Here is a 26,413-nt window from a genome sequence, read left to right as displayed (position 1 = left end):
GCCCGTTCAGTCGGCCAGGCCGTGGCGGAACGCGTAGGTGACGGCCTGGGCGCGGTCGCGCAGGCCCGCCTTGGCGAACAGGTTGTTGATGTGGGTCTTCACCGTCGCCTCGGAGATGAACAGGTCGGTGGCGATCTCGCCGTTGGACCGTCCCCGCGCGATCAGCGTGAGGACCTCGGCCTCGCGCGGGGTCAGCCCGTCGGGCAGGTCGGCGCGGCGGGACCGGGCCGGGGCCCGCTCGCCCGCCACGGCCTCCACCAGGCGGCGCTGCACGGCCGGGTCCAGCAGGGAGCGGCCCGCGCGCACCGCCCGCACGGCCGCCGAGATCTCCTCGGCGCGGGCGTCCTTGGTGAGGTAGCCGCGCGCCCCGGCGCGCAGCGCCGCGAAGACCGAGTCGTCGTCGGCGTAGGTGGTCAGCACGACGACCTCCACCTCGGGGTGGGCGTCCCTGATCCGCCGGGTCGCCTCCACGCCGTCCACGCGCGGCATCCGCAGGTCCATCAGCACCACGTGCGGGCGGTGCTCGGCGACCATCGCGACGGCCTGCTCCCCGTCGGCGGCCGCGCCGACCACCTCCAGTTCCGGCAGCAGGTCCAGCAGCAGGACCAGGCCCTCCCGCACGACGGTCTGGTCGTCGGCGACCAGCACCCGCACCGGCTCCCCGCTCACACCGGCAACCGCAGCTTCACCCGGTACCCCTTCCCCTCCGGCCCGGACTCCAGGGTGCCACCGATCAGCTCGGCGCGCTCCCGCATGCCGACCAGGCCGTAGCCGGAGCCGGTCGCGGCGATGTCGAGGCCGGGCTCGGTGCCGCCGGTGTCGACGACCTCCAGCTCGGCGTGCCCGGGCAGGTAGCGCAGGGTGAGGCGGACGCGGGCCCCGGGGGCGTGCTTGCGGACGTTGGTCAGCGCCTCCTGCGCGGTGCGGACCACCGACAGGGCCGCCGGCGGGCTGAGCTCGCGGGGGTCGCCGACGACCTCGACGGCGGCGTCGCGGCCGGTCGCGGCGCGGTACTCGTCGGCGAGCCCGGCCAGCGCCCGGTCGGGCGGGGGCGCGTCGCCGCGCAGCGCGGCCAGGGCGCGGCGGGTCTCCTCCAGGCCGGAGCGGGCCAGGTTCTGGGCGCGTTCGACCCGCTCCAGGGCCTGGGTCCGGTCGCCGTCGCGCGACAGCAGCAGCCGCGCGCCCTCCAGATGGACGAGCTGCGCCGACAGGGAGTGGGCGAGGATGTCGTGGATCTCGCGGGCCAGGCGGGTGCGCTCGTCCAGCAGCAGCGCCGCGGCCTCGGCGCGGCGGGCCCCGGACTCGGCGGCGCGGCGCTCGCGCAGCGCGGTCGCCCCGAGCATGACCCCGATGAACCCGACGTAGGTCCCCGTGTCGAGGTGGCCGTCGCCGGCGGCCATGCCGACGGCCGACACCGTCGCCATCGTCGCCATGCCGAGCGGGACCGCCCGGCGCAGCGGCCACCGGCTGACCAGCACCCACAGGGCGACCATGGTCAGGAAGAACCCGCCGCTGTCGGCGCCGGTGGTCCCGTACAGGGCCAGGGACGTCGCCATGCCCGCCAGCAGCAGCGCGTCCCCCGCCCACGGGGCGGCGTCGCGCACCCTTCGCCGGAGCCGTCCGGGACGCTCCCCGCCCGCCCCGATCCCGGCGGCCAGCAGCGCGAACGACGCCGCGTTCAGCGCCGTCACGGCCAGCCCCGCGCCGGTCAGGCCCGGCCGGGGCGAGCCCTGCATGGCGTCGCGCACATAGGCGCCGAACGCCCACACCACCACGGCCGCGACCAGGAGGGCCCGCACGTGCCCGCCGTGGACTCCCAAGCACCTGGACCTCACGTGACGACGCTAACCCGTGCGGTGCCGGGCGGGCGGCCCGCTCCCGCCGCCCCGCCGGGGACGGCCGGCCGCGCGACGGCGGTCGCGGTCATGACGTCGAGCGGCGCGTTCATGCCCGCAACCCTAGGAGGGCCCGCCCCGCCGCGGATCGGAGCGCGGGTGGGGACGCCGTTCTCCACCCCGGGGTGGAGGCCTCAGGGCCGGTCGTCGCGGGCGGGGTGGGAGGCGCCGAGCGGGCCGCGCGCCATCTCCCGCAGCAGCGTGCCGGTGACCGTCGCGACGAAGCGCTGGGTCCGCCGGGTGACACCGTGCCCGCAGGCGGGGCCGCGCAGGGCGCACACCCAGCGCATGGTGCCGGTCGCCACGACGCCGGATCCGCTCGCCGTCGTGTAGTAGGCGGCGTCGGCGGTCATGGGCGTGCCGCCGCAGTCGATCGGCGAGTGCGCCCAGATCTCGATGGGGCGCGGGGTGGGGCCGCCGGGGTTGAGCGCGTCGGTCTCGGGCCCGATCAGGCCGGGGAACGCGGTGCCGCGCCGCGCCCCGGTGCCGCGCAGCAGCCAGTGGCCGGGGCGGCGGACCGTGAACGCCCCCGTGGCCGGGAAGCAGTTGTACATGATCCCCATGACGTCGCTCTCGGGGCGCGGGTGCGGCGGCAGCCGCCAGTCCTGGGTGGACTCGGCCGGGTCGGTGCGGGAGACCGGGTCCTCGGCGGCGTCCTTGTAGCAGGTGACCAGGCGGTCCGGGCCGAGCGGGGTGGGGTCCAGGCGGATGTGCCGGTTGACCGCGTTGGCGCCGAGGAACGCCAGGTTCGCGCCCCGGTCGCGGGCGCGGGTGACGTGGGCGCGCATGCGGGTGGACCAGTACTCGTCGTGGCCGAGCGACACCAGGCCGCGCGCGCCGTCGAGGAGGCCGGGGTCGGCGTGCAGGTCGTTGTCGGTCGCGTAGGCCAGGGGCACGCCGGTCTTCTCCGCCAGCACGATCGCCGGGTGCTCGTAGCCCATGAACTTGCCGGTGCCGTTCTTGTCGTAGGGCCGGTCGAAGCTGACGGCGCGGGACCGGTCGTCGTGGCCGCCGGGCCCCCGGTAGAGGTTGCGGCCTCCCCACAGGTTGTAGGCCTGCCAGGTGGTGGTGGCGTTGAGGACCACCACGCGGCCCCGGGTGCTCGCCGACCGCAGGGTGAGGGGGACGTAGCGCTGCGCGCCGGTGTCGGCGGTGAGGCGCAGCAGGTAGACGCCCTCGGGCCAGTGGGCGGTGGGAACGGTCAGCGACGGCCGCCACGGCGCGGTCACCGTCCGGGTCCCGGCGCTGACGACGGGCGCGGCCTGCCTCGTGCCGGGCCGGCGGGACGACGTCCAGATCCGGCGGGCCTGCGCTCCGCCGTACCAGCCGACCCGGAACGCCTCCACCCGGAAGCCCGCCGCCGTGGTCGACACGAACAGCCGGAAGCTCTGGCCCGGCAGCACGCTCACCCGGTCGGCGTAGCCCTCGATCTCGTGCTCGGCGCCCTTGTGGCGGATCCGCCAGTCGGGGGTCCCGGAGCGGGTGTTCTCGACGGCGGTGCCGGCGGCGTGCGGGTCGTGGACCGGCCGCGCGGCCTGGTTGGCCCACCAGCCGTCGCCCAGGGCGCCGCAGCCCGCGAGCAGCAGGGCGGTCGGCACGGCGATGAGCAGCGTCAACGCCGTCAGGTAGGGGACGGCGGTTCCCCGGTTCGTTGGCACGCCTCCAACCTGGCGGAACGCGGCCGCGCGGGAGCGGCGCCACGGGACGGCCGTTACTGGACACTGGGTCAATACTTGCCGTTCGGTAAGTGAGCCATTACGTTACCGGCGGGAAACCCGCGCCTGGAGGTACCGCCGATGCGCCGCGTCACTCGTTGGACCGCGCCCCTAGCCACCGCAGCCCTCGCCCTCACCGCCGTTCCGGCCGTTCACGCCGCACCCGCCACCGCCCTCGCCACCGCGCCGGCCGCCGCGCCCGCCCCGGGCGCGTGGCGGCCGCGACCCGCCGCCTACGACGTGGCCACCGAGAAGGACATCGTCCTGACGATGAGCGACGGCACCGAGCTGGTCGCCGACGTCCGCCGCCCCGCGCGCGGCGGCAGGCCCGTCGCCGGGCGGTTCCCCGTCATCGTCACCATGACCCCCTACAACAAGACCCTGCCGGGCGCGAACATGGCCAGCGACCACCTGGTCAAGCGCGGTTACGTCCAGATCATCGTGGACGTGCGGGGAACCGGCGGCTCGCGCGGGAAGTGGGAGGCGTTCAGCGCCCGCGAGCAGCGCGACGGCAAGGAGATCGTCGAGTGGGCGGCCTCCCGCAAGCGGCCCTGGTCCGACGGGCGCGTCGGGATGGTCGGCGCGTCCTACGGCGGCATCAACCAGCTGTTCACCGCCGCGCAGCGCCCCAGGGGCCTGAAGGCGCTGTTCCCGGTGGTGCCGATGGGCGACGCCTACCGCGACGTCATCGGGACGGGCGGCCAGCTCGGACTGGGCTTCGTCCCGTTCTGGCTGGCGGCGGTCGGCGGCACCAGCCTGATCCCGCCCACCTACGCCGGCCGCGACCCGCGGAAGGCGCAGCAGGTGCTGCGCGAGCACTTCGGCAACATCGGCGACTTCCAGATCCGGATGCTCCTCGACGCGCTGGCCGGGGGCGAGAAGGCGTTCGACGGGCCGTTCTACCGGACGCGCTCCCCGCTGGAGGTCGTGGACCGGGTGAACGTGCCCACGTTCGTCGTGGGCGGCGAGTTCGACATCTTCCAGCGCAGCGAGCCGATGCTCTACCAGCGGCTCGCGCGCCGGGTCCCGGCGCGGTTCGTGTACGGGCCCTGGTACCACATCGACGGCGCCGCCCCGGCGCTCGGCCTCACGCTGCCCGGCACGCCGACCCCGCCCGGACCGCCGCTGGCGGACCTGATGCTGCGGTGGTTCGACCGGTACGTCCGGGACGTTCCCGATCCCGGGCTGGACCGCGACGTCCCGCCGGTCACCTACTTCGAGAACGGCTCCGGCAAGTGGAGGAGCACCACCCAGTGGCCGCCCGCCGGGGTCCGCTACCGGGCGTTCCAGCTCAGCAAGGGCCGGACGCTCACCCCCGGCAAGGGCGGCGGCGGCCCCGACGCGGTGCCCTACAACCCGTTCGCCGGGCTGTGCACCCGCTCCACCATCCAGTGGGCGGGCGCGGGCTTCCTGAAATTCTTCGGCCTGGCCTGCGAGTACGACAACAGCGCCAACGACCGGCTCGGCGTCGTCTACGACATGCCGGTCACCAGGCCCCTGCGCCTGTCCGGGCCGATCAACGCGCATCTCACCGTCTCCAGCGCCGCCAAGGACGGCCAGGTCACGGTGCGGGTCGAGGACGTCGCCCCCGACGGCCGCGCCACCCAGCTCACCGCGGGCTGGCAGGTGCTGTCGCTGCGGGCCCTCGACAAGGACAGGAGCGACCGCGCCGACGGGATGATCGTGCGGCCGTGGCATCCGTTCACCAGGCGCTCGGCGAAGGCGATGCCGAAGAACCGGCCGGTCCCCATCGACGTCGAGGTCTTCCCGATCGCCGCCGAGATCAAGCCCGGCCACCGGCTGCGGATCTCGGTGCAGACCGCCGACTTCCCCCACCTGTTCCCGCCGCTGCCCCAGCTCGGCGACTCCGTCGGTCCCGGCCTGAAGATCTGGCACGACCCGAAGAACCCCTCCTGGGTCGCGCTGCCGGTCCAGCCCTGAGGGCCGCCCTGAGGGCGACCCTGACGGCGGCGGCGCGGGGCGCTCACCATGCGCCCCGCAGCATGCCAGTCGACCAGCATCGGCACGGCCCGCCGCGTCAGGTCGCCCCACGGCAGCAGCCACAGCACCGCGACCATCAGCGCGGCGGCGTCGTGCCGCCCCCACGCCGTCACCGCGTCCCCGCCGGTCAGCGCGGTCGCCACGATCCGCCATCCGGTCGACGCGACGGCGACCGGCGGCAGCGTCAGCCAGGGCTCCAGCGCCCGTTCGACCGCCGCCCACCACTCCCGCACCGACCCCGCCACGCCCGCTCCCCCGCACCGCCCGACCACTGTGATCACCAAGGTGCCGGTGGAGGGGGCGCGCTGTCGGTAACGCGGCTTTCCGACCCGGGGTGGTACTAGCTCCACCCCCGCGATCAGCCCCGGCCGGGACGGGTGGCGCCGGAGCGGGCCGTCCGCCGCAGCACCATCCGGTTGACCAGCCACAACACCAGCCCGATCGCGAGCAGCACCAGCGCCCGCAGGTACACCTCGCCGTCCCGGCCGGTGATCGGCAGCGTCAGGAACAGGCAGCTCGCCGCGCCCAGCACCGGCATCCACGTCGGCGCCCGGAAGTGCCGGTGCTCCACGCGCTCGCGCCGCAGCACCAGCACGCAGACGTTGACGAGCGCGAACACGCACAGCAGCAGCAGCACCGTCGTGTCGGCCAGCCCGCCGACGTCCCCGGTGGCGACCAGCGCCACCGCCAGCGCCACGGTGAACGCGATCGCCACCCACGGCGTGCGCCGCGTCGGATGGACCGCGCCCAGCGGCGGCGGCACGATCCGCTCCCGCGCCATGCCGTACACCAGCCGCGACGCCATGATCATGTTGATCAGGGCGGTGTTCCCGACCGCCAGCAGCGCGATCAGCGCGAACAGCTTCGGCGGGAAGTCCAGCCCCGCCACCTTCACGACCTCCAGCAGCGGCCCCGTCGAGCTCTGCAACGTCCGGGCGTCCACCAGCATCGTCGCGGTGAACGCCACCGCCCCGTAGATCACCACCGCGACCGCCAGGCCGCCGAACAGCGCGACCGGGAAGTCGCGCTCGGGATCCTTGGCCTCCTCCGCCAGGTTCACCGAGTCCTCGAACCCCAGCAGCGCGTAGAACGCCAGCGCCGTCCCGCCGACCACCCCGAGGAACGCCCCGCCCCCCGGATGGAACTCCAGCGCCCGGCTCGGCTCCCCGTCCCCGCCGACCAGCGCGAACACCCCGATCACGATGATGACCAGCAGTCCCGACGCCTCCACCAGCGTCAGCGCCACGTTCACCTTGATCGACTCGGAGATCCCGGCCAGGTTCACCAGCGTCACGACCGCCAGGAACGCCAGGGCGCCCACCAGCGTCGGCAGCGACACGAACTCGGCCAGGTAGTCGCCGCCGAACGCGCGCGCCGCCGCGCTCGCCGAGGTGACCCCGCTCATCATCACCGCGAACGCCACGACGAACGTCACGAACGGCACCCCGAACGCCCGGTTCACGTACAGCGCCGCGCCCGCCGCCTGCGGATACTTGCCGACCAGCTCCGCGTACGCGGTCGCCGTCAGCGCCGCCAGCACGAACGCGACCAGGAACGGCAGCCACACCGCCCCGCCGACCTCGCCCGACACCTTCCCGACCAGCGCGTAGATGCCCGCGCCGAGGATGTCCCCGATCACGAACAGCAGCAGCGTCCGGCGCCCGACGACGCGCCGCAGCCCGCCCTCCAGCTGGCGCGGATCGACCCGTTCCTCCGGTCCCTCCGACATGGCACCCCGCTCTCCGACCCCGGCGTGCCGCCCCAGATACCCGGAAAAGCAAGGTTTTACCGAACCGTGGCGCTCAGATGACCTTCCCGGGGTTGAGGATCCCGGCCGGGTCCAGGGCGGCCTTCACCGCGCGGTGCAGCTCCAGCACGTCCTCGCCGACCTCGGCGTGCATGCCGCGCCGTTTGAGCAGCCCGACCCCGTGCTCACCGGTCACGGTCCCGCCCAGCGCGATCGCGTCGTCCAGGATCGCCTCGAACGCCGCCTGCGCCCGCGCCCGCGCCGCCTCGTCCCCGGCGGGCACCACGATCAGCGGGTGCAGGTTCCCGTCCCCGGCGTGCGCGATGTTGGCGACGTGCACCCCGTGGATCCGGGCGTGCTCCTCGATCCGCCCCAGCATCCGGGGCACCAGGCCCCGCGGCACGCACACGTCCTCGGTCAGCACGGGCCCGAGCCGTTCCAGCGCCGGATACGCCAGCCGCCGCGCCGCGAACAGCGCCTCGGCCTCCTCCGCGTCGGTCGACCGGGTGCTCCACCCGGCCCCGGCCTCGTCGAAGCAGCGTTGCAGCAGCGCCGCCTCGTCCTCGTCACCGGAGTCGACCCGCCCCAGCAGCAGCACGTCGCCCAGATCGGCCAGGCCCATGTTCTTCCAGTCGTCGACCGCGCGCAGGCAGTACCGGTCGACCAGCTCCAGCGCCGACGGCGCGATCCCCGACGCGGCCACCGCCGCGACGGCCTCCCCCGCCGCGACCAGCGAACCGAACGCCCCCACCACCGTCCGGGGCGTCCCCCGCGGCAGCGGCAGCAGCCGCACGGTGACCTCGGTGATCACTCCGAGGGTGCCCTCCGACCCCACGAACAGCCCCGCCAGGTCGTACCCGGCCACGCCCTTGCGGGTCCGCCGCCCCACCCGCACCAGCCTGCCGGTGCCGGTGACGACCTGGAGACCCAGCACGTAATCCCTGGTCACGCCGTACTTGACGCAGCAGACCCCGCCCGCGTTGGTCGCCGCGTTCCCACCGATCGTCGACCACGGGGAGCTGGCGGGGTCCGGCGGATACCACAACCCGTGCTCGGCGACGGCCTCCCGCAGCCGGTCGTTGACGACGCCCGGCTGCACCACCGCGATCTGCTCGGCCGCGTCGATCTCCAGGACGCGGTCCATCCCGCCCAGGGCCAGCAGCACGCAGCCGTCCACGGCGTTGGCCCCACCGGACAGCCCCGTCCCGGCCCCGCGCGGCACCACCGGCACCCCGTGCTCGGCGCACAGCGCGACCACGTCCCGCACCTGCTCGGCGCTGCGCGCCCTGACCAGCGCCAACGCCGTCCCCTCCGGCGCCCACGCCGCCTGGTCGCGGGCATGGGCGGCCACGACATCGGCATCCCGGACGATCACATCCGACGGCAGGACCCCTGCCAGAGCATCAAGAAACCGCACGCCCAGCACCGTAACAACCGTTCCCGAAGCCCCGTCAGGGCCCGCGCCTATGATCGTCGCCATGCCCCGCCAGCGCGTCCCCCCGCGGCCGATCGCCCCCGGCGACATCGTGACCAGGCACTCGCCCATCCTCAACGCCTGGGTCGCCGCGCAGATCACCCACCTCGACCCCGAGGCCGAGACCGCCGCCGTCCTCACGCTGGACTGGTCCGGCCCCGAACCCGCCACCGTCGCCGACCTCGGCGACGTCGCGCCGCTCGTCCTGACCCACCACGCCTGGAACGGCCGCGTCGAACACTGCCACCACGAGTGGGTCCTCCCCCGCGGCTTCAAGGTCATCGGCGCCCTGCCCCTCCTCCGCGACCAGCCCCCCAACGCCTACTCCCACGGCTGGCGCGTCGACGACCAGCTCGCCCGCCAGCGGCACTGGGACACCGGCGACCACGGGGACCTGCCGCAGCCCTGGAAGGCCACCCGCACCGCCGCCGAACTCGACCACGCCCCCGAGATCACGGACCTGACCGTCCGGCGGATCACCACGCTCGACTGCGGTCTCCTGGTCGAGCGCCACCCCCACCTCACCGACCTGTCCCTGCACGGCGACCTCGGCCTCCTGACCGCCGCCGAACGCCTCAACGAGCTCGCGTCCCTCCAGCGGCTCCGCATCGTGAACCTGTTCGGGATGACCGGGCACGACCGCCTGCTCCCCGAACGCGTCCCCGCCCTGGAATCACTGCTCCTGAGCGGCATCCCCACCGGATACGCCACCGCGATGCGCAGGGCCTGGAAACCCCAGATCCCCCACGGCGTCCACGTCGACATCCGCCGCGCCCGCAAACCCGAATGGGTCGCCGAGAACCGCGACAACCCCCTCCGCGACTGGGACGGCCGCGAACGCATCGGTCGCACCCGCTACACCAAGGCCGTCGCCCAGTACAGGAGGACCCGGCGAGCGGTCCTGGAGGCCCTCACCGCCGACGACCCGCGACGCCTGGTCGAGATCGGCCGCGAGTACGGCGAGGCGTTCAACGCCCTCGACCGCCGCACCGGCTTCATCGAGACCGTCGAACGCGAGGAACTCTTCACCGCCCTGGACCACCTGGTGGACCAGGCCGAGACCACCCTCGCCCAGGACCTGACCTGGGCGAGGGAGAGCCTCATCGCGGGCGTGGAGCAGGTCCGCGACTGGTGACCGGGCCTGGGTCTCAGCTTCGCTCGGCCAGGCGTCGCCGCAGAGGCTCGTAGTCGTGGTCGGGGAACAGCACGGGGAAGAGTTCGAGCATTTCCGCCATGTCGGCGCGGAAGTACTCCCTGTCGTCCTCGTCGAGCGGAGTGATGTCGCAGAACAGTTTCTGCCAGCCGTAGACCCCTTTGGTGATCGCCAGGTTCCGGAGGTACCCGCAGTAGTCGATGTCCATCCTGAGCCCCTTGTAGGGCGCGATTTCGGGGTGGTAGTACCAGAGCTCGGGCATGGGCTCGTCCGGGCGGACGCGCAAGGCCACCCACTCCCCCGTCCCCGTCACGGGGTGGCCGTCGAACGGGCGCAGCTCCGACCACCGCTGCCGCTCGTCCGGCGTCAGCGTCTCCTCAAGGGGATGGTCGTGCGCCTTCTCGGCGAGGGCCTGGTGGAGGTTCACCACGCTGAACTCACCGCCGAGCTCTCTCGGAGAGTCCAGGGACCAGCAGGCCGAAATCTCATCGAAACGGCAGAGCCCCTCCCTGAACCTCGGGTCGAGGACGGTGCCGGCCGCCTCGGACAGGGCGGCGACTTCCGCTTCGATGTCCTCATGCTCCACATGGAGGTCGCCTCGCCGCCATTCGAGGTCCTCTGCACCGGAGGCTTCCCGGAGTTCGAGAAGCGCCTTCTCCAGTAGCCGTTCAGTGACCGTCAGGCCGCTCATGGCCGCTCCGTTCCTGCGACGTTCGGGCCCCTTGGACAGGAGGTTCGGCAAGGCCGCTGTTCCGGCCGGTCCGGGCGGGGCCCCAAACCCGAACGGGGTGTTCCGAGCGAGCTCCCACTCCCCCAGAACACCCCGAAGACCGTCCGCCGGTGGACGTCAGGTGTCGATGCGCTCCACGTCCAGCTCGCTCGCTCCGGCGATGATGAACTGGCGGCGCGGGGCGACCTCGCTGCCCATCAGCAGGGCGAACACCTTGGCGGCCTCCTCGGCGTCCTCGACGCGGATGCGGCGCAGCATGCGGTAGCGCGGGTCCATCGTCGTCTCGGCGAGCTGGTCGGCGTCCATCTCACCCAGACCCTTGTAGCGCTGGATGGGCTCCTTCCAGCGCTGGCCCTTGCGCTCCAGCTCGACGAGCTTCTTGCGCAGCTCGGCGTCGCTGTAGGTGTAGATGTACTTGTCCTGGCCCCGCTTCGGCTTGATCAGCTCGATCCGGTGCAGCGGCGGGACGGCGGCGAACACGCGACCGGCCTCCAGGAGCGGACGCATGTAGCGGTTGATCAGAGTCAACAGAAGACATCTGATGTGACTTCCATCGACGTCGGCGTCCGACATGAGAATGAGGCGTCCATACCTTGCGGCGTCGATGTCGAACGTGCGGCCCGAGCCCGCGCCGACCACCTGGATGATCGCGGCGCACTCGGTGTTCTTCAGCATGTCCGCGACCGACGCCTTCTGGACGTTCAGGATCTTGCCGCGGATGGGCAGCAGCGCCTGGAACTCGGAGTTGCGGGCGAGCTTCGCGGTGCCGAGGGCCGAGTCGCCCTCGACGATGAACAGCTCGCTGCGGTCGTCGGTGGTGCGGCAGTCCACGAGCTTCGCCGGGAGCGCCGAGTTCTCCAGGGCGTTCTTGCGGCGCTGGTTGTCGCGCTGGGTGCGGGCCGCGATGCGGGTCTTGGCCGCGCTGACGATCTTTTCGAGGACGGTGCGGAGCTGCTGCTTCTGGCCGCGGGAGGGGTTCTCGAAGATGGCCTTCAGCTCGTCGCCGACGACGCGGGAGACGATGCGGGTGGCGGCCGAGGTGCCGAGGATCTCCTTGGTCTGGCCTTCGAACTGCGGTTCGGGGAGGCGGACGGTGACGACGGCGGTGAGGCCTTCGAGGATGTCGTCCTTGATGACGTCCTCGTCGCCGTTCTTGAGGAGCTTGGTGGCGCGGAGCTGCTCGTTGATGACGCGGATGAGGGCGCGGTCGAGGCCGCGGACGTGGGTGCCGCCCTTGGGCGTGGCGATGACGTTGACGAACGACTTGGTGATGGTGTCGTAGCCGGTGCCCCAGCGCAGGGCGACGTCGACCTCGAGGTCGCGTTCGACGTCGGTGGGGATGAGGTGGCCTTGCTCGTCGAGGACGGGGACGGTCTCGGTGAAGTGGCCGCGGCCCTGGAGGCGGAGGACGTCGATGATGGGGGCGTCCTTGGCGAGGTAGGAGCAGAACTCGCTGATGCCGCCCTCGAAGTGGAAGGTCTCCTCGACGACCTCGTCGTCGCGCTCGTCGCGGACGTCGATGGTGAGGCCGGGGATGAGGAACGCGGTCTGGCGCATGCGGTCCATGACCAGGTCGCGTTCGATGGTGGCGCCCTGGAGGAAGATCTGCATGTCGGGCCAGAAGCGCACGCGGGTGCCGGTGGTGCGGCGGGCGACCTTGCGGATGGCGCGCAGGCCGGACTTCTTCTTGAAGCGGGCGTTGGGGCGGCCGTCGTCGGCGAACTCGCCGGGGAGGCCGCGCTTGAAGCTGATGGCGTGGGTGGAGCCGTCGCGGTCGACCTCGACGTCCAGGCGGGCGGAGAGGGCGTTGACGACGGAGGCGCCGACGCCGTGGAGGCCGCCGGAGGCGGTGTAGGAGACGCCGCCGAACTTGCCGCCGGCGTGCAGGCGGGTCATGACGAGTTCGACGCCGGGGAGGCCGGTCTTGGGTTCGATGTCGACGGGGATGCCGCGGCCGTTGTCGCCGACCTCGAAGGAGCCGTCGGCGCGCATGATGACGCTGATGTGGGTGCAGTGTCCGGCCAGGGCTTCGTCGACGCAGTTGTCGACGATCTCCCACAGGCAGTGGGCGAGTCCGCGGCTGTCGGTCGAGCCGATGTACATGCCGGGACGCTTGCGCACGGCCTCCAGGCCCTCGAGCACCGAGAGGTGCCGGGCGCTGTAGCCCTGCTGGTCGTCGGTCGTCGGTTCAGCTGCGGTGGCGGTCAACTGCGTGTGCTCCTCGGGGGTCGGACGTCGGCCAAGAGGTTACCCCCGGGCACTGACAGTCCTTCACAAGGCTCGCCGCCCCTGGGAGGGCGGCGGGTCGTTCGGTGGGTGGATCCCGCGGTCTCCACCCGTGGACGGGTGTTCGGCGCGGTCCGCGTTCCTAGTGTCCAGATCATGGCATACACCATCAGTGTGCGCGGTCTGCGCAAGAGGTACGGCGGTGTGGACGCGGTGGACGGTATCTCGTTCGACGTGGCCGCGGGTGAGTTCTTCGGGATCCTGGGGCCGAACGGGGCGGGCAAGACCACGGCCCTGGAGATCATCGAGGGGTTGCGGCGGGCCGACGGGGGCGAGGTGTCGGTCCTGGGGATGGCGCCGTGGCCGCGCGACCCCCGGCTGCTGCCCCGGATCGGGGTGCAGTTGCAGGCGTCGTCGTTCTTCGAGCGGTTGACGGCGCGTGAGCAGTTGCGGACGTTCGGGTCGCTGTACGGGGTGCCGGGGCGGCGGGCGGACGCGATGCTGGAGTCGGTGGGGCTGGCGGGGAAGGCCGACACGCGCGTGGAGGAGCTGTCGGGCGGGCAGGCGCAGCGGTTGTCGATCGCGTGTGCGCTGGTGCACGACCCGGAGGTGGTGTTCCTGGACGAGCCGACGGCGGCGCTGGACCCGCAGGCGCGGCGGAATCTGTGGGACGTGCTGCGGGCGATCAACACCGGGGGTCGGACGATCGTGCTGACCACGCATTCCATGGACGAGGCCGAGGTCCTGTGCGACCGGGTCGCGATCGTGGACGCGGGCCGGGTGCTGGAGCTGGGTCCTCCGGCGACGCTGGTGCGGGGGCTGGACGCGCCGACGCGGGTCAGCGTGGCGGCGGGGGTGCTCACGGCGGCGGAGGCGTTGTCGCTGCCGGGCGTGGACGAGGCGGAGGAGGACGGCGTCTCGCTGACCGTCCGGACGCGGGATCCGTCGGCGGTGGTGGCGGCCCTGGCGGCGAGGGGCGCGCTGGCGGGCGTGGGGATCCGCGGCGCGACGCTGGAGGACGTGTTCCTGGAGCTGACCGGACGGGAGTACCGGGCGTGAGCGGGGTGGGCGGTCTGAGGAGTCTTTCGTGGGCGTTGTTCGCGGGGTTCGTGCGGGATCGGGGGGCGTTGTTCCTCACGGTGCTGTTCCCGCTGTTGTTCCTGGTGGTGTTCGCGGGGGTGTTCGGGCACCAGTCGACGCCGAGGGTCAGGGTCGTCCAGGTGGGGGCGGCGCCGGTGCTGGAGCAGGCGGTCGGGCGGGCCGGACGGGCGTTGACCGACACCCTGGCGGTCGAGCGCGGCGGTGACCGGGCGGCGGCGCTGAGGAAGGTCGCCGAGGGCGACGCGGACGCGGTGGTGGAGCAGCACGGGAACGTGCTGGTGGCGCACTACTCGGTGGCCGACCCGGTGAAGGCCGGGACGGTGCGGGGCCTTCTGGGCTCGATCGTGCAGAGCGCCGACGTCGCCGCGTCGGGGAGGGAGCCCCGGTTCTCGCTGCGGGTCCAGCGGGTGGAGGACGAGTCGCTGGGCGCCGTGCAGTTCTTCACGCCGAGCCTGCTGGGGTGGGCGCTGGCGTCGGCGGGGGTGTTCGGGGCGTCGCAGACGCTGGTGACGTGGCGGACGCGGGGTCTGCTGCGGCGGCTGCGGCTGTCCCCGGCGCCGATCTGGGCGCTGTTCGGGGCGCGGGTGGTCGTGAGCGTGGCCGTGGCGCTGCTGCAACTGGCGGTGTTCCTGGGGGTGGCGTCGCTGCCGTTCTTCGGGCTGCGGCTCCAGGGGGCGTGGTGGATGGCGGTCCCGCTGGTCGTGGCGGGCGTGCTGGCGTTCCTGGCGATCGGCATGGTCATCGGGGCATGGGCCCGGACGCAGGAGTCCGCGCAGACGGTGACCCAGCTGGTGGTGCTGCCGATGGCGTTCCTGGGCGGGTCGTTCTTCCCGCTGGACGGGGCCCCGGGATGGATGCGAACTCTTTCCCATGTCTTCCCTCTGCGTTACCTGAACGAGGGAATGCTGAACGTGATGGGTCGCGGCCTGGGCGCCGGGAGCGCCGTGCCGCAGCTGGTGACCCTGCTCGGGATCGCGGCGGTGGGAGCGGTCGTGGCGGTGCGAATGTTCCGCTGGGACGCCTCCTGACCCCGAATGAGTGTGACCTCGGTCACTATTGGCCGCATTCTGCTCTGGGCGTACGCGGATCCAGGTTGGGAACGTCCTGGTCGGGTTAGATGTTCTCCTAAGTACCGACCCCGAGCATGAGGAAGGTGCCGTGACTGGAGCCCTTGCCCCGACCAAGCCGTTGACCGTCGCCGACCGTTGCGACCGTTGCGGCGCCCAGGCCTACGTCCGAGCAGTCCTTGTAGGCGGCGGCGACCTTCTGTTCTGCGCCCACCACGGACGCAAGTACGCAGAGGCGCTCCGTGCGAACGGGGCCGACATTCAGGACGAGAGCGACCGGCTTCGCGAAACCCCGGCGGCCGCGGCCGTCGAGGAGCGGTAGCCCTTGACATAGAAGAATCCCGGAACGGCGGTCATCGGCGACGATGGCCGCCGTTCGCCTTTCCTATCCTGGAGTGCGGCCCGGCTGAAGCGTGGCCGTATTCACCGGATTCGGGGGGACCGTGCACATTCTGTTGCCGCCATCGGAGAAGAAGTCCGTCGCGCAGGACGGGCCGCCGCTGGACCCGGCGGCGCTCAGTTTCCCGGAACTGCGCCCCACGCGGGAACGGATGATGGACGCGCTGGGGAAGGCGAGCCGGCGCGGGGACGCCCCGGAGGTGCTGGGGCTTCCCGCGGGCCAGGCGGCCGAGGCCCTGGCGCGGAACCGGGCGCTGCGCGAGGCCCCGGCGCTGCCGGCGGCCGAGCTCTACACCGGCGTCCTCTACGACAACCTCGCGATCGGCGAGCTGGACCTCGAACGCGCCGCCGGGCAGATCGTGATCTTCTCCGGGCTGTGGGGCGCGCTGCGGCTCACCGACCGGATCCCGCCCTACCGCCTGGCGATGGGCGTGACGCTGCCCGGCCAGGGCCGGGTCTCGGCCGTGTGGCGCCCCGCCCTGAAGGAGGCGCTGCGCCCGGACGGCCTGGTCGTGGACATGCGGTCGGGCCCGTACATGGCCGCGTGGAAGGCGCCCCGGCCCGCGGTGGCGGTGCGGGTGTTCCGGGAACGGATCCTGGACGGCGCTCCCCAGCGCACCGTGGTCAGCCACATGGCCAAGGCGACGCGGGGCAGGGTCGCCCACGACCTGATCAAGGCCGGGGCGTCCCCGGAGACCCCCGAGGAACTGCTCAAGGCCGTGACGGACCTCGGGTACGCCGCCGAGCTGGACGGCGCCCACCTCGACGTGATCCTCCCCGGCTGACCCCGAACGGCAGGGGCCCCGTTCCGGTCGTCCGGAACGGGGCCCCTGCCGTCACACGTTCGTGCGCGACTCCCGGTCAGTCCAGGTAGTCGCGCAGGACCTGGGAGCGCGACGGGTGGCGCAGCTTCGACATGGTCTTGGACTCGATCTGGCGGATGCGCTCGCGGGTCACCCCGTACACCTTGCCGATCTCGTCCAGCGTCTTGGGCTGGCCGTCGGTGAGGCCGAACCGCATCGACACCACGCCCGCCTCGCGCTCGGACAGGGTGTCCAGCACCGAGTGCAGCTGCTCCTGGAGCAGGGTGAAGCTGACCGCGTCGGCCGGGACGATCGCCTCGGAGTCCTCGATCAGGTCACCGAACTCGCTGTCGCCGTCCTCGCCCAGCGGGGTGTGCAGCGAGATCGGCTCGCGGCCGTACTTCTGGACCTCGACGACCTTCTCCGGGGTCATGTCGAGCTCCTTGGCCAGCTCCTCCGGGGTGGGCTCGCGGCCCAGGTCCTGGAGCATCTGGCGCTGCACGCGGGCCAGCTTGTTGATCACCTCGACCATGTGCACCGGGATGCGGATGGTGCGGGCCTGGTCGGCCATCGCGCGGGTGATCGCCTGCCGGATCCACCAGGTGGCGTAGGTGGAGAACTTGTAGCCCTTGGTGTAGTCGAACTTCTCGACCGCGCGGATCAGACCGAGGTTGCCCTCCTGGATCAGGTCCAGGAACAGCATGCCGCGGCCGGTGTAGCGCTTGGCCAGCGACACCACCAGCCGGAGGTTGGCCTCCAGCAGGTGGTTCTTGGCGCGGCGGCCGTCCTCGGCGATCCACTCGTAGTCCTCGAGGTCCTCCTGGGACATCAGGTGGCCCTCGACGGCCAGGCGCTCCTCGGCGAACAGGCCGGCCTCGATGCGCTTGGCGAGCTCGACCTCCTGCTCGGCGTTGAGCAGCGGGACCTTGCCGATCTGCTTGAGGTAGTCCTTGACCGGGTCGGCGGTGGCGCCGGCGGCGGCGATCTGCTGCGCCGGGGCGTCCTCGTCGTCGTCGCCGAGGACGAAGGCCTCCTCGTCGGTCTTGGCGGGCGGCTCGTCGGGCTTGGCGGCCTTGACGGCGACGGGCGCGGGGGCCTCCTCGGCCTCCTCCACCTCGACCTCCACCTCGACCTCCGGCTCGTCCTCGAGCTCCAGGTCGGTCAGGTCCAGGTCGACCTCGTCCTCTTCGAGCTCGGGGTCGTCGGCGGACTTGGCCTTCTTGGTGGTGGCCTTGGCGGCGGTCTTGGCCGGGGCGTCCTTCTTGGCCGCGGGGGCCTTGGGCTTGGCGGCGGCGGGCTTCTTGGGCGCGGCGGCCTTCTTGGGGGCACGCGGCTTGGGAGCGGCCGCCTCGTCGTCGTCGACGACGGCGGTCACCGTCTCGGGCTGCTGCTCCTTGGCGGCAGCGGCGGTCTTGGGCCTGCGCGGCTGCGTCGGCTTGCGACGCTTGGGCGCAGCGGAGTTGGCAGCGCTCACCACAACGGTCACGCCCTCCTTGCTGAGGCTCCGCAGAATGCCGGGAGCCTTCTCGACAGGGATGTCGGCTTCCTCGAACGTACGGCGTACGTCCTCGGCATCGAGGTAACCCTGGGACCGTCCACGCTCGATCAGCTGCGCGATGACGTGCTCGTGCAGATCCGAAGCTTTCGAGGTCGAGCTAGCAGGCGACACAAATACCTCTCGAACGAACGTGTGGCTTGGTTGACCCAAGTGCCCTGACGGGCCCGGCCTCACACGGGGTGGGACCACACACCGAGCGGGGCCACCCTGTGCGGGACCGCAGCGTACCCGCTCCTACTGGGGTCAAGCATTCTGGCACGGCTGCGCATTCCGCTTCGTAGTCCAACCCGGTAACACTCCACCTTAGAGGGCGCTGGGCGGTCCTTCGTACGTACTACACCGTCTCCTCGCGCTCCACGGCGGGGTTCGAACGGGCCTCAAACGGTCTTCGGCGGGACGTGCAGGGCGAGTACGGTCACATCGTCAACTTGCTCGTAACCTGCAAGCATCCGATCGACCAGGAAGTCGACGAGTCTTTCCGGATCTCCTACCACTTCAGGTGGGGCGTCGGCCGCGACGGAGACCAGTTCCTCCAGCCCGGCGTCCACCCCACGCCTACGGTTCTCCACAAGTCCATCGGAATAGAAGACCACAGTGTTGCCGGTTTCGATGGAAAAACTTGTCTGCTGGCGCTGCGAGGGCCAGCCGAGCGGGGTTCCCGGCTCGTTGGAGGACACGCGGGCCGGGGAGTCCGGGGAGATCAGCAGGGGTGGCGGGTGACCGGCGTTGCTGAAGGCGCCCTGGCCGGTCTCGGGGTCGATGACCGCGTAGGCGACGGTCGTGAACTGCTCCTCGTCCTCGGTGGCGCTGAACAGGCGGTCCAGCCCGGCCAGGACGGCGGCGGGACGGGGGTCGTTGAGGGCCAGGGCGCGCAGGGCGTTGCGGACGCGGCCCATCCCGGCGGCGGCGAGCACGCCCTTGCCCATGACGTCGCCCGCCGCGACGGCCAGGCGGTCGTCGGGGAGGCGGAACACGTCGTACCAGTCGCCGCCGACCTGCACGTGGCGGGTGGCGGGGTTGTAGCGGGCGGCCAGCACCATGCCGGGCAGCTGCGGCAGGGCGGTGGGCAGCAGGCTGCGCTGGAGCTCCTCGGCGGTCTTGTGCTCGCGTTCGAACAGCAGGGCGCGTTCGACGGCCAGGGCGCACTGGCCGGCGAGGGCCTCCAGGAAGACGCGCTCCTCCTCGGTGATCTCGCGGGGGCGGGTGAAGGAGAACCGCAGCGCGCCGATCGGGGCCCCGGCGGCCAGCAGGGGCAGGCCGACCCAGGCGCGCTCCTCGTTGTGCTGGGTGAACAGCTCGGCCTCGTCGCGGCCCAGCTGGAGGCGCAGCTCGTCGGGGTGCTGGGCCAGGAACGGGCGGGACTCGCGGACCGCGACCGACATGACCGTCTGGTCGCTGACCCGGATGTCGTCGCGGGTGGCCGGGCGCGGGGCCGTCTCGCCGCCGGGCGGCGACGGGGTGACGATCGACAGCCGCAGCTTGTCGTCGTCCAGCAGCGCCACCGCCGAGTAGTCGGCGCCGATCGCCGACCGGCCGACCTCGGTGATCACCTGGACGACCTGGGAGACGGTGAGCGCCTCGGCGAGCATGGAGGTGGCCTGCTGGAGGCGGGCGGTGCGCAGCGCGGCGGCCGAGAGCTGCTCGGTGAGGCGGCCGCGCATCTCCTCGGCCTCCTTCTGCCCGGTCACGTCGGTGTTGGCGCCGACCCACTCGATGACCTCGTCGCCCTGGCGGATCGGGACGGCGCGCACGTCGAAGTGGCGGTGGCCGCCGGACCGGGTGCGGATGCGGTAGCCGGTCTCGAAGACGCGCTCGTCGGCGACGCACTCGTTCCAGATCGCCTCGACGCGGGCGCGGTCGTCGCCGTGGACGACCGCGAGCCAGCCGCCGGCGGCGTAGTCCTCGGGGGTCTGGCCGGTGATCGCGCGCCACTCGGGGGCGTCGTCCAGCGGCCGCCCGTCCGGGCCGGTCACCCACACGACCTGGGAGGAGGCCTCGACCAGAGAGCGGTACCGCTGCTCCTTGCGGCGGATGATCTCCTCGGCGCGGCGGCGCTCGGTGACGTCGTGGGCGGTCAGCGCGACGCCGCGCACGGCGCCGTCGGTGGCGCGGACCGGCAGCCACAGGCACGACAGGACGCGGTCGCCGGGGCCGAGGCCGCCGGCGGTGCCGAGGGGCAGCGGCGCGGCAAGGCCGCCACCACCGGCGTTCTCGGCGTGCTCGGCGTTCTCGGTGTCGGCGGGCTTGTCGGCCCGCGCGGACACGATCAGGTCGGTCTCCAGCGGCGCGCCCTCGCCCGCCAGGACCTCGCGCAGCGCGGCCTCGACCTCGGCGGCCAGGGCCTCGGGCAGCGCCTGGGCGGGGGTGTGGCGCTCCAGGCCGGCGCCGGACACGCCGAGCAGCCCGGCCAGCGCCTCGCCGGCGCGGCGGCAGCGCAGCTCCGTGTCGAAGTACGCGATCCCCGCGGGGGCCTGCTTCATGAGGGCGGAGTACAGGGCGTCGTCGAACGCGTCCATGTCTGGGCCCTCCACCGCAGAGGTCCGGGGATGCGGAACGGACGTCTCGGTGCTCATGGACAACACCTCCGCCCCAGGGGGTTCCGCACCGCGCGGCAAGTTTTCATCACTATGCGTGAATGGGAGCAGGCTAGCGCTCCCGCCTCCATCACAACACCGGTCGGAGTCAGGTTCTCATCATCCCGATGGTTGGCCGTGGACGGAAGGGCTGACGGACATCTGTGTCGCGTCGCGTCCCAGTGTCGTGCGCCGGTCCGTCCCCGATCGGCAAAGAAGGGGTAAAGAACCTCCGGATCACCCGGCGGCGGCCTTCGCGGCTTTCGCGGCCTTCGCGGCCTTCGCGGCGGCCTTGGCCTCCTGCTTGAACGCCCGCACCTTCGCCAGCGACTCGGGCCCGGTGATGTCGGCGACCGACCGGTGGGCCCCCTCCTGCCCGTAGTCGCCCGCCGCCTCGCGCCACCCCTCGGGCCGCACGCCGTACCGCTTGCCCAGCAGCGCCAGGAAGATCTGCGCCTTCTGCCTGCCGAAGCCGGGCAGCGCGTTCAGGCGCCCGAACAGCTCCCTGCCGGTGGGCACGTCCCGCCAGACGGCCTCGGCGTCACCGTCGTAGTGCTCCACCAGGTACCGGCACAGCTGCTGCACGCGCTCGGCCATCGAACCGGGGTACCGGTGCACGGCGGGCTTCTCCGACAGCAGCGCCGCGAACTTCTCGGGATCGGCGGCGGCGATGTCATGGGCGTCCAGATCATCGACCCCCATCCGCCGGGCGATCGTGTACGGCCCGGCGAACGCCCACTCCATCGGAACCTGCTGGTCGAGGAGCATGCCGGTCAGGGCGGCCAGGGGGCTGCGGCCGAGGAGGGCGTCGGCTTCGGGGTGTTGTGTGAGGTGGACCGTCGCGTGCATGCGCGACAGCTTAGATCTGACGGAAGTCTTACCGGCGGGCTCCGAGCGTGGCGGGCGGGGGCCGGTGGTGTTGTGATGGGGGTGTGGACGAAGCTGGGCGGCCCGTCGGGCGGCGCGTGGTGCTGGGGATGCTCGGGCTCGGCGCGGTCGGGGTCGTGGTGGGCGCGTCGGTGCAGGACGGCGTGAACCGGGCGGTCGCGCCGGTCGCGCCGCTGGGCGACCTGCTGCCGGCGGCGGGCGGGTTCCGGTTCTACTCGGTGGTGCCGTCGGTGCGGCGGCGGTCGGCCGCCGAGCACCGGATCACGGTGGGCGGGCTGGTGGAGCGGCCGCGCGCGTTCGCGATGGCGGACCTGGCGCGGCTGCCGCAGACGCGGATCACGCGGGACTTCCAGTGCGTGACCGGGTGGCGGGTGCCGGACGTGGCGTGGTCGGGGGTGGCGCTGCCGGACCTGCTGGACGCGGTCGGGGCGTCGGCGCGGGCGCGGGCGGTGCTGTTCCGGTCGTTCGACGGGGTCTACACCGAGTCGCTGACGCTGGAGCAGGCGCGGCGGCGCGACGTGCTGGTGGCGACGGGGATGCGGGACGGGCCGGTCAGCCACGACCACGGCGGGCCGGCGCGGTTGCTGGTGGCGCCGATGTACGGCTACAAGTCGCTCAAGTGGCTGGGCGGGATCGAGGTCGTGGACCGCGTGGTGCCCGGATACTGGGAGGAACGCGGATATGACGTCGACGCGTGGGTCGGGCGGTCCAACGGACGCGACGACCGGCCCACCTGAGCTGATCGAGCGGTTCACGCGGGCCGAGCGGTGGGTCCACCACGCGCTGGCGCTGCTGATGCTCGGGTGCCTGGTGACGGCGGCGCTGCTGTACTTCCCGCCCCTGTCGGCGGCGGTGGGGCGGCGCGGATTAGTCAAGACGGTGCACCTGTGGTGCGGGTTCGCGCTGCCGGCGCCGGTGCTGCTGGGGCTGGCGTCGCGGGCGTTCCGGGCGGACCTGCGGCGGCTGGACCGGTTCGCGCCGCACGACTGGGCGTGGCTGCGGCGGCGCGACCGGCGCGCGACGGTCGGCGGACGGGGCGTGCTGCCGGTCGGCAAGTTCAACGCCGGGCAGAAGCTGAACGCGGCGTTCACCGCGGGCGCGGTGCTGGTGCTGCTGGGCACCGGGGCGATCATGGCGTTTCCGGGGCCGTTCCCCGACCGGTGGCGGACGGGCGCGACGTTCGTGCACGACTGGCTGTTCCTGGCCGTGCTGGTCGTGACCGCCGGGCACCTGTGGGAGGCGTCGCGGGACCGCGGGGCGCTGGCCGGCATGTGGTCCGGGAGGGTCGGCCGCGACTGGGCGGCACGTCACCACCGGGGGTGGCTGGAGGGACCGCCGGGAGAGTGACCGGCGAACACTATGTGGAATCTTCTGGTCCCGACCTGGGGAGGTCTTGACTCTGCCGGGGAAAGGGTTGGAATGAGCACGAGGCGCGGACCCGGCGGCCTCCGATCGGGGTCGGCGCCTCGACCCGGCGGTCATTCCGTCCGCCGGTCCCTGCGGCGCGGAGGTAGTGCGCTGATGCCTGCATTGGCCGACCACCGGAGCGAGACCCGCCAGGTGCTCGCCCGGCGGCTGGCGGCCGAGTTCATGACCTTCACCGTGGACGCCGTCGAGCGATGCGTCGCCGACGTTCAGGCCGTCATGACCCATCTGGGCGTCAACCCCACCCCGGCACTGGTGGAGCGTATGGCGCGTGAGCACCTGATCGGCATGGTCAAGTCCGAGCCCCCGTCGGGGCGGGCGGCCGGGCCCTGGGGCGGTGCGCTGCCCGGGCACGTCCCGCACCGCGCGGACGGCGGCGTCGGCGGCACCGGGAAGGGCGGCGTCGACGGCTGACGACTGTCGCGATCCGTCCCAATTCGGCCGCACGGCGGCGTCCTGGGCAACGCCCGTCGACGGATCTGCGAAGCTATAGACGTGAGTTCGCGCAGCCCCCGCCGTTCCTCCGGCGACCCCGCGCGGGATCGTCGCGAGCCCCCCGGCGAGGTCTCGGCGATCTTCGACGGGATGCTGCGGCACGCCCGCGAGCTGCTGGCCGTGCGCTCCCCGCTGGACGCCGAGCTGATCGTCAGCGAGATCCTCGGGTCGTGGTGGGGGCACCGGATGCCGGGCGGGGACGTCGAGGAGGTCATCGGCGAGGCGCTGATCGGGCACGCCGCGCGGGCCGGGACGCCCGCCGCCCTGGCGCTGCTCACCGGGATCGCCAACCTCGGCACCCGGCGGCAGGAGGCCCTCGCCGAGCAGGCCGCGCTGGAGCTGATGGAACGCGGCGTCGCCCGCCCCGGCTGGGCCGAGCACGTCGGCATGGTCACCCCCGGGCAGTGTTACGTCTCCCGCGACGTGTACGGCGACCAGGAGTCGGTCGTGTGCACGTTCACCTACGGCGGGGCCGACCGGCACGCGCTGGTGGTCCTGGTGGACCGCAACAAGGCCGAGCCGGTGCCGAGCGCCCCGGCGCGTTCGGGCCGCCCGCCCGCGCCGGGGATGGTGCGCGACGCGTGGGTGTCGTCGCGGGTGGACGAGCTGCTGGAGCACTGCCGCCGGGAGAGCCGCGAGAACCCGCTGATGCGGTTCGAGGAGGTCGATCCGCGCGACACGCGGGCGCTGCTGCAACGGGCGCTGGAGCGCACCGACGCCGTCGACGACCCGCCGGTCAACGAGAGCTTCGGCTCCTACCACGCGTTCGTGCGGTCGCGGGTGCGGGCGCTGCCGCCCGGCGGCGGGGTCCCGGCGCCCGCCGTGCACGGCCACGACCGGCGCGCCACGCTCGCCGCGCGGTTCCTGGCCTCCGACGAGGCCGAGGAGCTGTCGGACCGGTCGGCGGCCAGCCGCTGCGTGGACCGGATCATCGACTACGGGTGCGCCCACGACTTCGGGCGGCCGCTGCGGGTGTCGCCGCTGAAGGCCGAGATGTTCCTGCTGGACTGGCTGCCGCGCAAGGTGCTGCTGTCCAGGGCCGAGCAGGAGGCCGTGCCGCACGTGCTGGCGGCGTGGGTGCGGTGGGCGGGCAAGCGCACCGGGCTGCCGGAGGAGGGCGTGCGCGCGACGCTCGACGCCGTCTGGGACGCCACCGCCAAGTTCGCCGAGTCCTACCGCGACCCGTCGGCGTTCGGGCTGGACCGGGAGATCGTGGACCGGCTGCTGCCGGACGGGGACCTGGAGGCGCTGCCCCGGCGGGCGTTCACGCTGCCGTTCCTGTCGGGGACGCACCGGCTGCCGGGACGGCACGGCAAGCACGGCAGGGTCGACCTGACCAAGCTCGACCCCGCCGACCCCGGCGACCGCCGCATCCTGCTGGAGTTCGAGCACCCCGGCGCCGACGAGGCCCACCTGGACGCCCACGAGCGGCTCGCCGGGCGGTTGTGGGACGGCGACCCGCCGCAGCTGTGGGAGACCGCCCAGGCGCTGCTGGACGTCGGCTACGAGCGCCACGAGGTCCTCCACAAGCTGATCGACGTGCTGGAGCGGCACGGTCACGATCCGCAGGGGCTGCGCGACGCGCTACGTGTGCTGCGTCACGAACCGCCACCTGAGTGACGTCCGGTTTGCCAGAAAGCGTCCGGGGCGACAATCATCGGGATCTCTGGCATGGGGCGTACGGGGGACCGGGGGACGTCCCCGGGGCTGAGGGAGTGATCTTGTTGGAGTGGTCCGAGTTCGCCCGGCGGCTGGGACGTGAGCTGGCGGCGCTCGACACCGACACCATCCTCATCGTGCGCGAGCGCGAGGAGAGCCGGCACTACGTCCAGGCCATGCGCGAACCGGACCGGCTGTACGCCGAGGCCGTCAGCAACAACTTCCTGGACGGGCCGCTGCTGCTCACCCTCGCCGACGAGGAGGTCATGAGCGACGCCGGGTGGCGCCCGCCCGGCGATCCCGCGCCGCGCAACTGGTGGACCGAGCTGCCCGCGTTCGCCGGCCCCGAGGACCACGGCCGCCTCGCCGACGTCATGGTCACCGCGCTGCGCGACGTGCAGGGCGTGCGGCGGCCCTCGGACCTGGTGTACGAGTCGTTCCACCGGCACGGCACCGGGCTGATCGAGCTGCCGGACTTCGGGATCGACGTCGCCGACCCCGGCCGGATCGAGCACGTCCGGCCCGCGACCGGCGAGCTGCCGCCCCTGGTGGAGGCCCCGCCGCCCGCCGGGACCGGCGCCGTCCCCCACGCGAACGGGGCGGCCCCGGCGTTCGGGGAGACGTTCACCGCGCCCGCGCCGGACCTGCCCGACGAGCTGGAGCCGCTGCTGGCCGACGCCAAGCAGCGCGCCGACCACGCCACCTACTTCGAGCTGCTGCTGACGGCCGCGCTGGTGATCCCCGCCCCGGCCGTGCCCGGCGCGGGCCTGCCGACCACCACGATCGGGTCGGGCGTCTACGTCACGGTGTTCACCTCGCCGCAGGCGCTGGCCGCCGCCCATCTGCTGCTGCCCGGAACGCCGCTGAGCTGGCAGAACACCTCGTTCGGGGCGCTGCTGGCGGTGTGGCCGGATCCGGCCTGGCAGCTGGCGGTCAACCCGGGCCTGCCCAGCGAGGTGCACCTGGACGTCGCCACGGTGACCCGCCTGGACAAGCAGCAGCGCACCGCCCCCGCGCCGGAACCGCCGGCGACGCCTCCGGTGACCCCGCCGGCGGCGCAGGCGACGCCGCCTCAGGTGGAGCCTCCGGCGGTGCCGCCGGTACCTTCGGTGACGCCTCCGGTGGAGCCCCCTGTGGCGTCTACGGAGCCCCCTGTGGCGCCTCCCGTGGAGCCCCCGGCGCCGCTCCCCCTGGAGGCCCTCGCGGAGCCTCCGGTGGCCGAGGAGCCCGTCCCCGCGCTGCCCTACGGCGCGCCCACCGAGCCCGAGCCCGCCGCAGCGCCCCCGGTGCCCCCGGTGCCGCCCGCGACTCCGGGGCCGCCGGTCATCCGGCCGTCGCAGGGCACCCGGATGTGGCAGGCCACCGACGACGGCGAGCTGCTCGTCGCGGTCTACGACGCGATCGGCGGGGTCTGGACCCCGGTCCGCACCGACCTGGCCTCCACGCTCGGCACCGAATGAGCCGGGGTCGGGTCCCGCGGGCCCGGCCGGGCGGCTAACTTCTG

At 73.0% G+C, this 26,413-nt stretch carries 22 protein-coding genes; 12 read left to right on the top strand and 10 right to left on the bottom strand.

What is annotated here, in order from left to right; all coding sequences use genetic code 11:
* Positions 1 to 6: 6 nt before the first annotated feature.
* The 3 genes from HNR61_RS16600 to HNR61_RS16590 all read right to left on the bottom strand — a co-directional run bounded on the left by HNR61_RS16600 (position 7) and on the right by HNR61_RS16590 (position 3,553).
* Positions 7 to 669 carry a response regulator gene (locus HNR61_RS16600; protein ID WP_182844070.1) on the bottom strand — a complete coding sequence of 221 codons (663 nt, stop codon included), beginning with the start codon at positions 667 to 669 and terminating at the stop codon, positions 7 to 9.
* Positions 666 to 1,835, bottom strand: coding sequence for a sensor histidine kinase (locus HNR61_RS49925; RefSeq protein WP_220509445.1), 1,170 nt, complete (start codon positions 1,833 to 1,835; stop codon positions 666 to 668). Before HNR61_RS49925 ends, HNR61_RS16600 begins: the two co-directional genes overlap by 4 nt.
* A gap of 194 nt (positions 1,836 to 2,029) precedes the next feature.
* On the bottom strand, positions 2,030 to 3,553 hold the full coding sequence (locus HNR61_RS16590) for a N,N-dimethylformamidase beta subunit family domain-containing protein (protein WP_220509444.1): 1,524 nt from the start codon (positions 3,551 to 3,553) through the stop codon (positions 2,030 to 2,032).
* A gap of 138 nt (positions 3,554 to 3,691) precedes the next feature.
* Here HNR61_RS16590 and HNR61_RS16585 point away from each other — a divergent pair, with 138 nt between their 5' ends.
* Both HNR61_RS16585 and HNR61_RS16580 read left to right on the top strand, forming a co-directional pair.
* Entirely contained in the window at positions 3,692 to 5,551 is a 1,860-nt protein-coding gene (locus HNR61_RS16585) for a CocE/NonD family hydrolase (protein WP_182844069.1), read from the top strand.
* A 48-nt stretch (positions 5,552 to 5,599) separates the two neighbouring features.
* Complete coding sequence (locus tag HNR61_RS16580) at positions 5,600 to 5,926, top strand: hypothetical protein (RefSeq protein WP_182844068.1); 327 nt, start codon at positions 5,600 to 5,602, stop codon at positions 5,924 to 5,926.
* A 43-nt stretch (positions 5,927 to 5,969) separates the two neighbouring features.
* Here HNR61_RS16580 and HNR61_RS16575 read toward each other — a convergent pair whose 3' ends face one another.
* Positions 5,970 to 7,340: an APC family permease gene (locus tag HNR61_RS16575; RefSeq protein WP_182844067.1), complete on the bottom strand. Its 1,371-nt coding sequence runs from the start codon at positions 7,338 to 7,340 to the stop codon at positions 5,970 to 5,972.
* 73 nt (positions 7,341 to 7,413) lie between these two features.
* Positions 7,414 to 8,775, bottom strand: coding sequence for an FAD-binding oxidoreductase (locus HNR61_RS16570; protein ID WP_312897930.1), 1,362 nt, complete (start codon positions 8,773 to 8,775; stop codon positions 7,414 to 7,416).
* 61 nt (positions 8,776 to 8,836) lie between these two features.
* On the opposite strand from HNR61_RS16570, the gene HNR61_RS16565 reads away from it, so the two are divergent.
* A complete protein-coding gene (locus tag HNR61_RS16565; protein WP_182844065.1) occupies positions 8,837 to 9,967 on the top strand; it encodes a tudor domain-containing protein in 1,131 nt (376 codons plus the stop codon).
* Between the two features lie 13 nt (positions 9,968 to 9,980).
* Here HNR61_RS16565 and HNR61_RS16560 read toward each other — a convergent pair whose 3' ends face one another.
* Both HNR61_RS16560 and HNR61_RS16555 read right to left on the bottom strand, forming a co-directional pair.
* Positions 9,981 to 10,676, bottom strand: coding sequence for a hypothetical protein (locus HNR61_RS16560; protein WP_182844064.1), 696 nt, complete (start codon positions 10,674 to 10,676; stop codon positions 9,981 to 9,983).
* 156 nt (positions 10,677 to 10,832) lie between these two features.
* Positions 10,833 to 12,923 carry a DNA gyrase/topoisomerase IV subunit B gene (locus HNR61_RS16555; RefSeq protein WP_182844063.1) on the bottom strand — a complete coding sequence of 697 codons (2,091 nt, stop codon included), beginning with the start codon at positions 12,921 to 12,923 and terminating at the stop codon, positions 10,833 to 10,835.
* 174 nt (positions 12,924 to 13,097) lie between these two features.
* Here HNR61_RS16555 and HNR61_RS16550 point away from each other — a divergent pair, with 174 nt between their 5' ends.
* From HNR61_RS16550 to HNR61_RS16540, 4 genes are all read left to right on the top strand, one after another.
* Positions 13,098 to 14,000: an ABC transporter ATP-binding protein gene (locus tag HNR61_RS16550; RefSeq protein ID WP_182844062.1), complete on the top strand. Its 903-nt coding sequence runs from the start codon at positions 13,098 to 13,100 to the stop codon at positions 13,998 to 14,000.
* Positions 13,997 to 15,070: an ABC transporter permease gene (locus HNR61_RS16545; RefSeq protein WP_182844061.1), complete on the top strand. Its 1,074-nt coding sequence runs from the start codon at positions 13,997 to 13,999 to the stop codon at positions 15,068 to 15,070. The genes HNR61_RS16550 and HNR61_RS16545 overlap by 4 nt, the downstream gene beginning before the upstream one ends.
* Positions 15,071 to 15,200: 130 nt before the next feature.
* Positions 15,201 to 15,431, top strand: a complete 231-nt coding sequence (locus HNR61_RS47760) for a DUF7455 domain-containing protein (protein ID WP_067814514.1) — start codon at positions 15,201 to 15,203, stop codon at positions 15,429 to 15,431.
* A gap of 121 nt (positions 15,432 to 15,552) precedes the next feature.
* Positions 15,553 to 16,293 (top strand): YaaA family protein, encoded by a 741-nt coding sequence (locus HNR61_RS16540; RefSeq protein ID WP_182844060.1) that lies wholly within the window; start codon positions 15,553 to 15,555, stop codon positions 16,291 to 16,293.
* A gap of 76 nt (positions 16,294 to 16,369) precedes the next feature.
* Here the strand turns inward: HNR61_RS16540 and HNR61_RS16535 are convergent, their stop codons facing one another.
* The 3 genes from HNR61_RS16535 to HNR61_RS16525 all read right to left on the bottom strand — a co-directional run bounded on the left by HNR61_RS16535 (position 16,370) and on the right by HNR61_RS16525 (position 21,291).
* Positions 16,370 to 17,980 carry an RNA polymerase sigma factor gene (locus tag HNR61_RS16535; RefSeq protein ID WP_182844059.1) on the bottom strand — a complete coding sequence of 537 codons (1,611 nt, stop codon included), beginning with the start codon at positions 17,978 to 17,980 and terminating at the stop codon, positions 16,370 to 16,372.
* Positions 17,981 to 18,246: 266 nt separating this feature from the next.
* Complete coding sequence (locus HNR61_RS16530; RefSeq protein ID WP_246442959.1) at positions 18,247 to 20,385, bottom strand: SpoIIE family protein phosphatase; 2,139 nt, start codon at positions 20,383 to 20,385, stop codon at positions 18,247 to 18,249.
* A 294-nt stretch (positions 20,386 to 20,679) separates the two neighbouring features.
* Positions 20,680 to 21,291 carry an HhH-GPD-type base excision DNA repair protein gene (locus tag HNR61_RS16525; protein ID WP_182844057.1) on the bottom strand — a complete coding sequence of 204 codons (612 nt, stop codon included), beginning with the start codon at positions 21,289 to 21,291 and terminating at the stop codon, positions 20,680 to 20,682.
* 83 nt (positions 21,292 to 21,374) lie between these two features.
* Between HNR61_RS16525 and HNR61_RS47755 the strand changes: the two genes are divergently transcribed.
* The 5 genes from HNR61_RS47755 to HNR61_RS49185 all read left to right on the top strand — a co-directional run bounded on the left by HNR61_RS47755 (position 21,375) and on the right by HNR61_RS49185 (position 26,369).
* On the top strand, positions 21,375 to 22,067 hold the full coding sequence (locus HNR61_RS47755; protein WP_220509442.1) for a molybdopterin-dependent oxidoreductase: 693 nt from the start codon (positions 21,375 to 21,377) through the stop codon (positions 22,065 to 22,067).
* A complete protein-coding gene (locus tag HNR61_RS16515; RefSeq protein WP_067814508.1) occupies positions 22,012 to 22,677 on the top strand; it encodes a cytochrome b/b6 domain-containing protein in 666 nt (221 codons plus the stop codon). The genes HNR61_RS47755 and HNR61_RS16515 overlap by 56 nt, the downstream gene beginning before the upstream one ends.
* Before the next feature lie 174 nt (positions 22,678 to 22,851).
* Positions 22,852 to 23,169, top strand: coding sequence for a hypothetical protein (locus HNR61_RS16510; protein WP_246442957.1), 318 nt, complete (start codon positions 22,852 to 22,854; stop codon positions 23,167 to 23,169).
* Between the two features lie 171 nt (positions 23,170 to 23,340).
* On the top strand, positions 23,341 to 24,870 hold the full coding sequence (locus tag HNR61_RS16505; RefSeq protein WP_182844593.1) for a hypothetical protein: 1,530 nt from the start codon (positions 23,341 to 23,343) through the stop codon (positions 24,868 to 24,870).
* 101 nt (positions 24,871 to 24,971) lie between these two features.
* Positions 24,972 to 26,369: a TY-Chap domain-containing protein gene (locus tag HNR61_RS49185; protein WP_220509441.1), complete on the top strand. Its 1,398-nt coding sequence runs from the start codon at positions 24,972 to 24,974 to the stop codon at positions 26,367 to 26,369.
* Positions 26,370 to 26,413: the final 44 nt, after the last annotated feature.

It is taken from the genome of Actinomadura kijaniata, assembly GCF_014138665.1.
Classification (GTDB): domain Bacteria; phylum Actinomycetota; class Actinomycetes; order Streptosporangiales; family Streptosporangiaceae; genus Spirillospora; species Spirillospora kijaniata.
This window is presented reverse-complemented; position numbering and strand designations above follow the sequence as displayed.